The organism is Petrachloros mirabilis (assembly GCF_975968855.1).
Genome location: NZ_CDLUDY010000102.1, coordinates 1 through 12439, shown reverse-complemented (window position 1 = coordinate 12439; position 12439 = coordinate 1). Strand labels below are relative to the sequence as shown.

Annotated in this window: 15 protein-coding genes; 11 read left to right on the top strand and 4 right to left on the bottom strand. The window is 55.7% G+C overall.

Annotated elements, in window-relative coordinates; genetic code table 11:
* Positions 1 to 1020 (top strand): outer membrane beta-barrel protein (locus ACWVCN_RS04230; RefSeq protein WP_455244270.1); only part of this gene is annotated, 1020 nt, incomplete at its 5' end.
* A gap of 265 nt (positions 1021 to 1285) precedes the next feature.
* Here ACWVCN_RS04230 and ACWVCN_RS04225 read toward each other — a convergent pair.
* Positions 1286 to 1738, bottom strand: a complete 453-nt coding sequence (locus tag ACWVCN_RS04225; RefSeq protein WP_455244269.1) for a hypothetical protein — start codon at positions 1736 to 1738, stop codon at positions 1286 to 1288.
* 346 nt (positions 1739 to 2084) lie between these two features.
* Here ACWVCN_RS04225 and ACWVCN_RS04220 point away from each other — a divergent pair, with 346 nt between their 5' ends.
* Positions 2085 to 2639 (top strand): GNAT family N-acetyltransferase, encoded by a 555-nt coding sequence (locus ACWVCN_RS04220; RefSeq protein WP_455244268.1) that lies wholly within the window; start codon positions 2085 to 2087, stop codon positions 2637 to 2639.
* A 194-nt stretch (positions 2640 to 2833) separates the two neighbouring features.
* The gene (locus tag ACWVCN_RS04215; protein ID WP_455244267.1) at positions 2834 to 3304 is read left to right on the top strand and encodes a nucleoside deaminase; all 471 of its coding nucleotides are present in this window, start codon (positions 2834 to 2836) and stop codon (positions 3302 to 3304) included.
* A 78-nt stretch (positions 3305 to 3382) separates the two neighbouring features.
* On the opposite strand, the gene ACWVCN_RS04210 is transcribed toward ACWVCN_RS04215, so the two are convergent.
* Entirely contained in the window at positions 3383 to 3961 is a 579-nt protein-coding gene (locus ACWVCN_RS04210) for a hypothetical protein (protein WP_455244266.1), read from the bottom strand.
* A gap of 494 nt (positions 3962 to 4455) precedes the next feature.
* Between ACWVCN_RS04210 and ACWVCN_RS04205 the strand changes: the two genes are divergently transcribed.
* The 6 genes from ACWVCN_RS04205 (at position 4456) to ACWVCN_RS04180 (ending at position 7701) form a co-directional block, all read left to right on the top strand.
* Positions 4456 to 4680, top strand: a complete 225-nt coding sequence (locus tag ACWVCN_RS04205; protein WP_455244265.1) for a hypothetical protein — start codon at positions 4456 to 4458, stop codon at positions 4678 to 4680.
* A gap of 177 nt (positions 4681 to 4857) precedes the next feature.
* A complete protein-coding gene (locus tag ACWVCN_RS04200; protein WP_455244264.1) occupies positions 4858 to 5487 on the top strand; it encodes a metal-dependent hydrolase in 630 nt (209 codons plus the stop codon).
* 143 nt (positions 5488 to 5630) lie between these two features.
* Positions 5631 to 6023 (top strand): hypothetical protein, encoded by a 393-nt coding sequence (locus ACWVCN_RS04195; RefSeq protein ID WP_455244263.1) that lies wholly within the window; start codon positions 5631 to 5633, stop codon positions 6021 to 6023.
* Between the two features lie 10 nt (positions 6024 to 6033).
* Complete coding sequence (locus ACWVCN_RS04190) at positions 6034 to 6636, top strand: hypothetical protein (RefSeq protein WP_455244262.1); 603 nt, start codon at positions 6034 to 6036, stop codon at positions 6634 to 6636.
* Positions 6637 to 6649: 13 nt separating this feature from the next.
* On the top strand, positions 6650 to 7084 hold the full coding sequence (locus tag ACWVCN_RS04185; protein ID WP_455244261.1) for a hypothetical protein: 435 nt from the start codon (positions 6650 to 6652) through the stop codon (positions 7082 to 7084).
* A 5-nt stretch (positions 7085 to 7089) separates the two neighbouring features.
* Positions 7090 to 7701 (top strand): hypothetical protein, encoded by a 612-nt coding sequence (locus ACWVCN_RS04180; RefSeq protein WP_455244260.1) that lies wholly within the window; start codon positions 7090 to 7092, stop codon positions 7699 to 7701.
* Positions 7702 to 7765: 64 nt separating this feature from the next.
* Here ACWVCN_RS04180 and ACWVCN_RS04175 read toward each other — a convergent pair whose 3' ends face one another.
* Together ACWVCN_RS04175 and soxC are read right to left on the bottom strand one after the other, a co-directional pair.
* Complete coding sequence (locus ACWVCN_RS04175) at positions 7766 to 8323, bottom strand: c-type cytochrome (protein ID WP_455244259.1); 558 nt, start codon at positions 8321 to 8323, stop codon at positions 7766 to 7768.
* Positions 8310 to 9572 carry a sulfite dehydrogenase gene (gene soxC, locus ACWVCN_RS04170; RefSeq protein WP_455244258.1) on the bottom strand — a complete coding sequence of 421 codons (1263 nt, stop codon included), beginning with the start codon at positions 9570 to 9572 and terminating at the stop codon, positions 8310 to 8312. Before soxC ends, ACWVCN_RS04175 begins: the two co-directional genes overlap by 14 nt.
* Before the next feature lie 143 nt (positions 9573 to 9715).
* On the opposite strand from soxC, the gene ACWVCN_RS04165 reads away from it, so the two are divergent.
* Positions 9716 to 10018 (top strand): P-II family nitrogen regulator, encoded by a 303-nt coding sequence (locus ACWVCN_RS04165; RefSeq protein ID WP_455244257.1) that lies wholly within the window; start codon positions 9716 to 9718, stop codon positions 10016 to 10018.
* A gap of 923 nt (positions 10019 to 10941) precedes the next feature.
* Positions 10942 to 12051 (top strand): PAS domain-containing sensor histidine kinase, encoded by a 1110-nt coding sequence (locus ACWVCN_RS04160; RefSeq protein WP_455244256.1) that lies wholly within the window; start codon positions 10942 to 10944, stop codon positions 12049 to 12051.
* The last annotated feature ends 388 nt before the right edge of the window (positions 12052 to 12439 follow it).

Sequence of the window (12439 nt, the reverse complement as noted above, 5' to 3'; positions counted from 1 at the left end):
GTTCCCAGACCGTTCCTGGCGCGTGCCGGCTATGCGGTTGTCGCTATTGGTGCGATGGCATGGTCGCTGCTGCTCGGATCACTCCCCGCGGCGGCGGAATGGTCGGTCATCGCAGGGGCAGAAACGATCTACACCGATAACGTCTTTGGCCTCTCAGCGTCCCGACGGCTGGCGTTGAGCGAGGATCCCAGCCAGCCGGTGAGATTTTCGTTCGGCCAACTCTCTGATGTGGTATGGAAACCATCCCTTGACCTTAGAAGATCCATGGCCTCGTCTCTCGGGACTACGGAACTTTCGATCAAGGGAGAAGGGTTTCTGTATACGAACCATGGCGAGTTTAATAATGGCGACTATAATCTCCAGGTGCGTCAGCAGGTTGCCTCAGATACCTGGTTGCTCCTGCGATATCGCTATCTGCCGAATCTGTTGCTTGGCCCGAATATCGAACGGCAAAGCGGCAATGATCTTCTCATGGAAGAGCGCGTGACGGAGCACTCCTGGCGTGTGCAATATGAAAAGCATCTGACTGAGCGGTGGCAGGGGATGGTGCTGGGTCGTTTCGGGATGCGGCGCTACAATGATGCGTTTTCGGAGCGGGACACGAACTACGGGTCCCTGGGATCCAGGATACAGTTCCGCCTTGTCTCGTCGGTTCTGCTCACCTTGGATTATCTGTATGAACGTGGATTGGCCGATGGCCGACATGAGCCACAGTACAAGGATGACGTGTCATATTGGCAGCATTTCCTCTCGTTCGGGACGCGATGCTCCTTGTCCGATCGCCTCGCGCTCGAGTTGACCTATGCCTACCGCATCAAGACCTTCACCAGTTCCTTTGTCGGGGATGTGTTTAATGGAGCGGTCGATTACCTGCACCAAGGAACGGCGCAGGTGCTCTACAACGTCTCTCCTCACATGCAGCTCACCATGGCCTATCAACGAACGCAACGGACTTCCAACGTGGTGTCGCGAGACTTTTTCAATAACAACGTCTCCCTGGGGCTGCAATACCGGTTTTGACACTCGCTACCGTCACCGCTCGATGCCCGGGCTGATCACTCATCGGGGCCGTTGATGACGTGGCAAGAAACGCAACTGTCTTGAATGTCAATACTCCATGACAGCCTGCTGACGCCACGGACGTCGAAAAGGGATCATTCATATTTTTGGGTGCGAGATGGCGGGAAGTCTCTTCTTCAGCGCCGGTCTGCTTACCGGAGGCCTGCAACCAACGGGCGACAGGCGAGGCACTGCCGGTGGCGGAGCGTGACGTGCACCGAGTGGGCTAGGGGCTGTTACGAAATGAGTCGGTGACGACGAAGATGGATCCCGCCAGGTGTTCTTGTTGATGAATGAGACATCGCACCCGGAACTGGCGTCCCTGCGCGCTGGTCCCTTCAAAGGGCGTTGTACTGATGCGGATGCGTTGCGTTTCGTTTGGCTCCACGGTGACGGAGAGGGGTTCTGTCTTTGCCTCACCGGAAGGTTCCACGGTGGTGATGCGCGAGAGTCCCTGGACCTCAAAAACATGAGGCGTCGAGGTCGGGTTTTCGAGGACGAACACCACGCCTCCCTCCAAATCCATCTTGTTGTCGATGAGTGTCAGGCTGGGCTGCCAAATGACCCGGTCGAGGGCGATTTGACTGGCCACGAAGCGAAACTCGCTCGCGTTTGCCGCTTGCGCCCCCAAAAGTGTTATCAAAACTAGCCCGATGCTGAGTCGTCCTGCTCGTGTCATATCTTCCCCTCTCGGGCTGGTGGTATCCGTCCCGGAACTTCAAATCCTTATTTCTTATCTTGCGCGAGAAGAGGGAGGTAGTCAATCGTGTCCGGTGCCTGCTCGCATGAAACAAGAGGACAGGCTACTGTTTGCTGCCCGCTTTTTGTCCCTGGAGCTTGATTGGGTGGTGATACGCGAGCTAAAAATGGGACACGCTATTGTTTGTACAGGATAGGCGGCGTTGCGCGTCTGCTGACAAGCCCACCGACTGACGGGAACGTAGCCGGTCTCCTTTTTCAGCCAAAAGGTCCCAAATGATGCCGCGCACGCTGCCGACTATATTGTGAACCGAGGGGGATATGTTATGTCTGATATTAGATTTGAATGGAAAACACATTTAGACCCAAAGAGTGAAGAGGTCTTTGTTCTGTCGTTATCCACGTTAATCGGTGAGGATGGCGCAAGGAAACTGGTCGAAATTGCGAAGATCTATGAACAATACGATTGGTTTCGGCTGCTTCTTGCCAGAATGAACGACCAAGTTGTTGGTGCGCTTGCGCTCTATTACGAGCCGCTTCATGGTTCTCATGAAGGATGGATATGTGTTCACCCCGACTTCAGGCAACAAAGGATTGGCGACGAACTTCAGAGTGAATTTGAACGGAACGCCTTTCAAAACGGCGTGAGAATTTTTAGAGCTGACGCGACTATGGCGTATACACATTCTCAAAAGTATCTTTTTAACCGAGGCTATAAAGCGGTAGGCCACATTCCTATGAGTTTTTCTTTTCTTCCGGGTCACAAGTCACTGGGAAGTGCCATTTCAGTATGGAAAATCATGGATCCCGCATTACTGAAGCAGTGGGAAGAAGAGAAACGAGAAAGCCTCAACTGGGAAGAATCACGATGGAGATGGTAGCCACTTCGTGACCGTTTTCCCCGGGTCGGTTGGTTGGGGCCAGATCCGCCTGCCGAAGTGAGCGCTTACGGCACCATGCACGCAGAATGAACCTCTCTGTCACGCACATGAAGGGACGGGGAGATCCGCTTGACCCCTCCGCAATTCTCGGGTAGGAAGTCCCGCCACCGTTATTACCATTGGCATTCACTGTTATGAACGACGAGCAGTACATGCGTTTGGCGATTGCTGTCGCGCGGGAGGGTATCGCGACGGGTCAAACGCCCTTCGGCGCCTGTCTTGTCAGGGCGGATCGTGTCCTGGCCTGCGCGCACAATGCCGTGTGGGCGAATCTGGATATCACGGCGCATGCCGAAGTGCAGACGATTCGTGCCGCCTGCACCGAGGTGAAGACCGTCGATTTGAGCGGCTGTGTCCTCTATTCGACCTGTGAACCCTGTCCCATGTGCTTCAGCGCAGCTCACTGGGCGCGTGTGGCGCGAATCGTCTATGGCGTGAAGATTGCCGATGCGCAGCGGGCTGGTTTTCATGAACTGACGATCGCGAGTGAGACACTGAAGCAATTGGGTGAAAGTTCGATCGAGCTCGCCGAAGGTCTGCTCCGCGAGGACTGTCTGGCCTTGTTTGACGCATGGATGAAGCGCCCTGATAGGCAGGCATATTGATGAGACTTGGAGCCGAACGAGGAGAAGAAAGTCTCAGGAACCGTTCAATCCCAGCCGGTCGTTGAATGAAAGACTCCGCTACGACGAACCGGATCGGCCGGATAAGCCGCGAGACGAAATGTCTTTGATCTCGCACCGCTTCTTCATGGTCTCGTCACCGTTCTGGCTGGCCACCCACTTCAGGCAATCCCATCGAACTGCTTCTTTTGTGGTTCGTCCTTCCTGAATCCGTTGACGCCAGACGTCAAGCATTTCTGTAAACTGATCCAGGTGGCAGGGGGTCCCGGTTTCAGGCCGACCGGGTAGTCCCAGACATTCTCGTTTCCATGTTTCTTGGGAAATTTCACCGCGATTGAAGGCTCTCGTCAGCTCGTAGCGCCGATCAGCGAACGAACCAAAGGTGCAGATTTCATCGGGGTAAGGAAGCGGCGCGGCATAACCCTGATCTCCTCCCGCCTGAAGCGTTGTCAGGCAGGCGAGTGCGGCCTGCTCGGCTGAGATGAGTTTCCGCTCTGTGTCCTTCTTCAGTTGATCCCGCTTGGCATCAAAGTCACTCCGGGTCGCGACCTGGAATCCGGTCTGGATCAGGAAACACCCGTGGAGTGTCAATGACAGAAAGACCACGAACACACTCTTTGGTAAGGTTGCATGATTCATCGCTCACCCGTTCGTTCTCATATCGCGCCACTCTCTTTGGCCTGCTCAGTGTTTTTCCGGAGGTGACGTTGACGGAGGTGATCTGTTGCCGCCACCGGCCTTTTGTTCGGCGTGCAGTTTAGCGGAAACCCGTGTGGAGCAAAAGGGGATAGGCTACTTTTCTCGTGTGATCGACAGTGATTCGACGAAAACGTCGTTTCAAAACTCCGGAAGAAAAACAGCCTGTCCCCTTTCTTCTCTGTTGTCCCCTTTCTTCTCCGTGCGGGCCCATCCCTTCATTTGACTTCGCGTGCCGGAAAGCGCAGCATACTCTCGTGTCATTCGAACACGAGGTGTTTCGTGCTGTCGTGCTGATCAACCTATCCCCTCCGGATATTCGTCCGCATGTCTCCCGCGCCCTGCCGGTGTGGCACACCGACAGGGCGTTGTTACGTCCGCTCCCGTCAGGGACGGATCATGCCCTGTGCCCTCACCTCAACCGGAAGGAGTCCACCATGAAACGATTTGTCATGTTCCTGACAGGAGGGATGCTCTCGTTCCCGGCAGTGGCCTTGGCCGTTGAACACGAAGCGGGCTATCGAGGCATCGGGATGATTTATTTCACGTTCATGGCTGCCATTCTGATCTACGGCGTGTATGATTCGTTCGGCAAAACGGCGATGTACGTGATGGCACCGATTATCCTGATCGGGTTGTATCTCATGTTGCCGCCTGTCTAAGCGGTCTGGGGACGGAACGTGGGGGCTGCCGGGCGTTCCGCGTTCTGTCCCGCCTCACGTCTCGCCGTGACAAGAAACGGTGTCAGCATCCTTTATCGGCAGTGTTGGATCCTCTCCGACCCAGCCCTATTCAGAAACAACTTTGGTTGATAGCATACGATCATCGGAGGAACACTGTTGGCTTCGGCTTTTGCACATGCTGTTGCAGCCACGGCAATTGGGTCATCGCTGGGGGTGCCTTGGCGTCTCTGGGGGACACTGGCGCTGGGAATGGCTTGTGCGGTGTTGCCCGACCTCGATGTGGTCGGATTCTTTTTCGGCATCCCCTACGAGCATGCGCTCGGCCACCGCGGACTCTCTCATTCGATCCCCTTTGCGGCAGCAGTCAGTTTTGGATTGCTGCAGATCGCCTACCGTAATTCTTCCAGAGTCGAGCGGCGTCGCTTGGGGTGGTTCTTCTTTTTAGCAACGAGCTCGCACGGTGTATTGGATGCCATGACGAACGGCGGGTTGGGGGTCGCCTTCTTCGCGCCGTTCGACAATACTCGGTATTTCTTCCCCTTCCGCCCCATTGAGGTGTCCCCGCTCGAGCCGCACATGTTTTTTACGCTACGGGGACTAACGGTGGTGGCGACCGAATTTGTCTGGGTGGGGATTCCGGCTTTGCTCGCGATCCTTGGTGTAACAGCCGTTCGGCAACTCGGCCGCGAGGCCCTGCCTCATGGAGTGGCCCTTAAGCCGGCTCCGGTGCCCGTGCAGGATACGCCGGAGTCCAAAGGGGAACGGGCGTCCGGTCCTCCGAAGTGACTGTTCAACTGCGTTGCTTACGGCGGGTTGTGTGCCAGTCTGAGGACAGGTACCTGTAAGATTTTCTCGATGAATCGTTTTGTGGTTTCTGATAAAAGAGGCGGTCCATTTCAGTCAGTTCTATGCAACAAAGGGGGACTACGATGAAACCTCTCTGGGGAATTCTCGGACTCTGCGCGATCGTTACGCTGGCCGGTTGTGGTGGCGGTCAGGCGGAAATCAAAGAAGACCGTTTGACCGTGGGCAAGGTGCAGGGCGAGATCAAGGTTGGCATGCCGGCTTCGCAGGTTGCCGAGCTGCTCGGGAGTCCGAATATCGTGACGACCGACGAGAAGCGGCGCGAAGTCTGGATCTACGACAAGGTTTCGACCGATCGTGTGGATACGAGGAGTTCCTCATTCGCAGGTATCATCATTCTCGGTGCCAGCTCGAGCGATCGGTCCAGTGCCCAGCGGCAGCGCACCCTCACGATCATCATCAAGTACGATGAAGAGAAAAAGGTCCGCGACTTTGCCTACAACTACACGCAATTCTAAAGCGGCAGGCGTGACACGTGGGTGGAGGGCCGCGCACACGTGTCTCTATCTGTTGTTCGTTGTCTTGTTGTCCGGTTGTGTGCCGCACACGGAGGCGACGGAATTCTTTGAACTTACTCCGCAGACTGCCATCGACCGGGCCATGCAGACCCGCATGTATGAAACATCCGATCGATTGGAATTGCTTTCCGCTTCTGCCGCGGTGCTGCAGGACTTGGGATTCCAGGTTGAAGAAAGCCAGCGGGATGTGGGATTCTTGCGAGCGACAAAAGAACGCAGTGCCCGGGAATACGGCCAGTACATCACGCGATTCCTGGTTGCGATCGTCTCAGCGCCGCTCGCCTTGTTCCGGAGCGGTCCCATCATTCTTCCCGTCGACTTGCACCAGAAAATCGCCGCCTCGATGGTCATAAGGCCGCTTCACGCCGAAGGCAAGAGGCAGGAGGTCCGGATCATGTTCTATCGGGTGATCTGGAAGGGGGATGGTGCAGCCGGGGAATCGGCCATCGCTCCCGGCGCGCAACAGATGGAGATGCTCCATGATCCCGTTCTCTATCAAGCGTTCTTTGCCAAACTGTCGAAGGCGGTCTTCCTGGAAGCATTCACAATCTGATGAAGAGGTCAGGATGAAACGACGAGCCGCCGGGGCACTGATGATAGTAGTCGCCGTGATGCTGGTGCAGGGATGTGTTGCGCCGGAGCCCGGTCCTGAATTGTTGGCGCCGACCGAAGCGCAAATGAAAATCCGGAGCGCCCAGACGCGCACGTTCGACGTGACAGACCGTCAGGTGGCCATGCGGGCTGTCATCGCGGCGCTGCAGGATTTGGGTTTTATCATCGAGCGCGCCAACGAAGCCCTCGGCCTGGTCACCGCCGCACGCTTCGCTGAGCCGCACTATTACGATGTGCTGGGCGTGACGGTGACGGTGCGTTCCCAACCGGACAACCGTACGATGATTCGGGCCAATGCGATCTACAACAACAAGCCGATTGAAGATCCGAAGGTATATCAGAACTTTTTCGCCACGCTCGAACGGTCGCTCTTTGTAACGAAGGATTGACAGCCGTGACACTTCTCGCTTCGGGCGCAGCCAATAACCTCGGCCGGCGAACGGGGATCGCCGGATGCACGCCGCTGCTCATGATCTGCTTGAGCTTCCTCCTGCAAGGTTGCCTGACGCCTTATGAATCACGGCATGAGAATCAGTGGGATTCCCGGGAGCAGATCTGGCTGTCGGAAGAAAGCCAGGTCAAACTTCGGGCTGCCCAGAGCCGGGTCTTTGACACCACCGACCGGCCTGCCGTCCTTCGCGCGATCATCGATACCGTACAGGATCTCTCGTTTAAGGTTGACGTGCTGGATGAAGAACTTGGCATCGTGTCCGCCAAGAAGTATGTAGATCTCGAACGGCCTTCGTACCTGGACCCTTCCTATCTCCTGTATCGCCCTGACGGTTTACTCATCCTCACGAGATCTGTCAGGAGTTGGGGACCCTTCTTTAACCGGAACGATTTGGTGAGGCTCACTGTGACCGTGCGTAAACGCAACGAATCGCAACTCGTGGTTCGGGCAAGTGCGCAGTTCTACCTCCGCGCTGTTGAGGATCCGGAGCCGTACCAGCAATTCTTCCGTGCGATCGAGCAATCACTGTTCCTCCAAGGGAAAGTGATCGATTAGGACGCTCCTGCCTGTTTGATTATCCGCAGACGGGAGACGTAGCCTCTAGTGCCAACACCATCCCTCAGCGAGATCCCGTATCCGGCCTCGGGTCGGAAACGAAGCCGTTACGATTGGGCATGTTGACGGCCGGAAGCGTCGTGGAATCCATTGTGGCGTCAGAGGAAATGATGCCGTTTTCATGGAGCAGCCAGGCGACTAATGCGTACACTTCGTCCGGCGTGAGAGATTGAGGTGCCGTGAACGGCATCGCGCGGTAGATGTAGTCGTACAAGGTCGTGGCGTAGGGCCAGTAGCTCCCGATCGTCTTGATCGGTTTGTCGGTGGTCAGCGAGCCTTGGCCACCGACGAGAGGAACCTGTGGTCCTTCGATTCCGGTTGGTCCGTGGCAGGCTGCACACTTGTTCGCGTAGACGGCTGCTCCCTGCTGAACAGTCCCACGGCCGGGCGGCAATCCCACGCCGGTCGGGTCGATTGCGATGTCCCACGCTTTGATCTCACCTTCAGTGGCCGGCCGGCCAAACCCATACCGTTCTGGTTCTTCAGCGGAGGCGACTCCTCTTAACAGCAGGAGCAATCCGGTGATTACAGCGACACCAGCTATTGTTTTACACGTGTACATTGGTCACCCGACCGTCTCGGTCAACCTTCCAACTCTGAATGGCATTGTAATGGTACTTCGAGTTGGTGCCTCTGACGGCCACGAGCGCCGATCGGGCCGGCTGGACATAGCCGGTCTCATCGGTGCAGCGGCTTTGCAGGATCGCCTCGTTGCCATCCCAGTGCCAATTGGATCGAAATCGCGTGTGGCAGCAGGGGAGGACCGGCTCTTGAAGCTGTGCAGCGTGCCAGACGCGCCCGCCGTCCGTGCTGATTTCGACTTTGGCCACACGTCCGCGTCCACTCCAGGCCAGGCCGCGAATCTCGACGAAGCCTGGTTCAATTCGCTCGCCGCCGGACGGGTTGGTGATGACCGACTTGGCGTCCATGACAAAGGTGAATTGCCTGGCCTGGCCGTCGGGCATCAAGTCGGTATAGCGGGACGTTTCTTCGCGCGTCATGAACGGGGCGGAGCCGAGCTTCAGACGCCTGAGCCACTTGATGCAGGTGTTGCCTTCCCAGCCCGGGATTATCAGGCGGAGCGGATAGCCTTGCTCCGGTCTGAGCCTCTCGCCGTTTTGCGCATAGCAGAGTAGCGCATCCTTCAGCACATCCGCTAACGGGAGGCTCCGTGTCAGGGCTGCGGCATCACTGCCTTCAGCCAGCATCCAGGTGGCCTCCGGCTTCAAGCCTGCTTCTGACAACAACGTTGACAGCGGAATGCCCGTCCACTCGCTCGTGCTCATCAAGCCATGTGTCTCTTGAACTGTGTGTCCTTTCGGTCCCTTCCATTCATGCCCTGAATTGCCGGAACATTCGATGAAGAGCGTGCGCGAGGTGGAAGGAAACCGTACGAGATCACTCATCGACAGCATGAGTGGCCTGTCTACGAGTCCATGGATCAGCAGCCGGTGCCGGTCGGATTCGATGGCCGGCACCCCGTTATGGTGTCGCTCGAAGTGCAGCGCGGACGGGGTGATAATGCCGTGCAGGGATTGATGCGGTGTGAGGGCATGGGTGGACGTGGTCAAACGCCGAACGGTTTCTCCGCTCGCTCGCGAACCGTAGGGACTTGGCGGCTGACCAGGGACGCGCGTGGGATCGGTCGGCACTTGGTCGGAAGCGGAGGCGTGAGAAGGAAGTATCGTATTCACCGCCGCAATTCCCACGGCTGCAGCGGCACCGGCCAACCACCTGCGGCGGTTGATGAGATCACCCTCGTCCGATGTGTCCTCTCCACTGGAAGGCTCGTGCTCATCGAATGCGCTCATCTCGCTCTCCTTACTTCCTGGAATGTTCGGGGATGGTTGGAGCCAATAGTGTGACGTTTCGAGCGCTGTGGACGCAAGGGGGGATGTCGGCGAATCGTGACAAAATCGTGTAGAATAATGGCAGGCTTAAGAGGAGATCGACAATGAAGATGGTTACCATTATCTGCCGTGAGAGGCTGCAGGATTCGGTGAAGAAGCTCCTGATGGACGTCGGTGTCAACGGCTACACAGTGATGTCCGGATTGGGTGGGCGAGGCAAGACCGGAGCGGTTTCTGAGCATAACTGGACGGATCGCAATGTATCCTTCGTGGTTGCCGTCGAGGAGCACCACGTCAGCCCTTTGACGGACGGAGTGAAGCAGTTGTACGCGAGGTTGCTTGAAAAGCAATCCGGCGAGGAAGTTCCGATGAAGGTGTTTCTCCAACCCTGCGAAGTCGTTCTCTAAGCAGGTGTCGTCTGCCCGCTAGCGGCCCGAGAAATGAAAACGGGAAGGGCTGCCCATCCGTAGTAACCAATAGATTCATATCTTGTTGTAATTAAAGGTGTTTGTTGTCGAATCCGGCTTAACGGACCCATTGCCGCGGCCGGTATGGATCGAGTAGAGTACAGTAGTGTCCTGCCTCATCATCTTTATATCAAGAGGACCCATGGGATTATTATATAGACCGGAGTTGGAGAAGGATAACCCGATTGCGCCCCAACCATATGTAGGGCCGCGAAGGCGGAACGCGCTGGCACGGACAGTCTCGAGGGCCGTGCAGGGACGAAAGTCGTCTGCTCGAAAAGCCGTTAAATCTCAGCGTTTGGCCAAACGCCGGGGTCTTAGCGCCAGGGCGTAATTCTTCCTCAGCAAACTGTGCATTCTTACGGTAAAGGTAGTGGGAATCTTTTTGTCCTCCAAGTCGCCTTCCGCAAGCCGTCGCCGTTGAAATTGCCTCTCCGTGACTGGTTTCCACTCTTTCGGCAGTGAATTTGTGCCCCTCTTCCGTGCGGAACTTGCCTCTACTGCAATATATGAATTCTGATTAGTCTGGCTTGCGCGTACTCTCCGGGTGTCCGGCGTATCTATACCCTCGGCGGCTCGCGTGCATTCTTGGGCGGGATTGCGATTGCCATTGATGCGACAGGAAGAGTGCGTGTCGTGTATCGACAAGGTATTACCTTGCGCCATATCGGTGACCGGTGAGCATTTGTTGAACGAATCATCTTAGAGGGGGAGGATTTCCGAGTGAGTTCTGGTACCATCGGCCTCGTTACGAAGTTAAAGCGCAACCACTATAGAAGCTCTGGTGGCACCTTGGCATCGGAACACAATACGCCGAGGAGGATGTCGTCTCAGACCGGGGCCAACGGAAGGAGGTCAGGGCTATGGGGAGTCAGTTTTCCCTTGAAGATGTTGTCAGGTTTGCCAACGACATTGTCATCGTGACGGAAGCCTATCCTCTGGATCCGCCAGGGCCGAAAATTGTGTACGTCAATCAGGCGTTTACCAATTTAACGGGGTTCACTCCCGAGGAGGTCATTGGAAAAACTCCAAGGATCCTGCAGGGGCCGGAAAGCAATCCTCACACTCGGGCTTCCATCCGGTCGGCCTTGGACAGACAAGAACCCTTCAGAACGGTCATTGTGAATTATGCCAAGTCCGGAAGAAAGTATTGGCTGGATATCAATCTGATTCCATTGAAGGACAAAACCGGGAAGGTGACTCACTTTGCGGCGATTGAACGGGATTTGACTGACATCAAGAAGGCAGAGGAGGAAATCCGGCAAAAGAATAAAGAATTGGAAGAATTGAATGAAACCAAGAACAAGTTCCTTGGTATGGCTTCTCATGATTTGAGAAATCCCCTGCATACGATCCAGTCCTTCAGCCAAATCTTGGAAGATGGCATGGTGGGCGGTGTCAACGCCGAGCAGAAGGACATGCTGGGAAGCATCTATAACGCGAGTAAGTTCATGCAAGCGTTGTTGGAAAACCTGCTCGATATCTCCAAAATCGAAAGCGGCAAAATAGAGTTGGACAAACAGATCCGGGATTTTAATCTGACCGTCAAGCAACAGGTGGAGTTGCAGCAATTGCTCGCCAAGAAAAAACAGATCACGCTGCACATGAACTTGAGCGAGATTCCTCCGGTGCGGTTTGACCAGAATGCCATCATGCAGGTGCTGGGCAATCTCATCGGCAATGCCATCAAGTTCTCTCCTCCCAACAGTAGCATCTATGTCGCCACGGAACGGGCAGGAGACCGGATCCGTTGTTCGGTTCGCGATGAAGGACCGGGACTTTCTCAAAAGGACCAGGAATTATTGTTTAAAGAGTTTCAGCGATTGAGCGCAAAACCCACGGGAGGGGAAAAGTCGACAGGTCTGGGGTTGGCCATCGTGAAGAAACTTATCCACCTCCATAATGGACAGGTTGGAGCCAAAAGCATGCTGGGAAAGGGAACGACCTTCTTTTTTAGTCTGCCGAGTGAATAGGAAGAAGAGAAACGGGTTCTGTCAGCGGCAGGGGTGAATCCATGATAAGGGCTAAGCGGAGAAGTACATCCTTCGCGATAATATACCCTCCCGGGGTGTGTTGACTTGCCCCTCTCAGAGGCATAGGCTAATTTGCGTGGCGTATCCTTCATTTCAAATGTCCTCGATGTCCGTGTTCTTATTTTCTAGGAGGGGGTAACGATGGAAGACCTAGGTCCCCCGAGCTACAAGCGTCTGCCGATGTAACGGTGCACCGCTGACGGTTGAGTGCGACGACCGTCTTTTCTGTGCAAAGCAGAGAATGACTCCCCCCATCCGCTGCATCAGCGGGCATTCCTATCTGAGTCTGCGCTTGTTCTGTGAGCCTGCTGAGTCGGGTTCCATGACT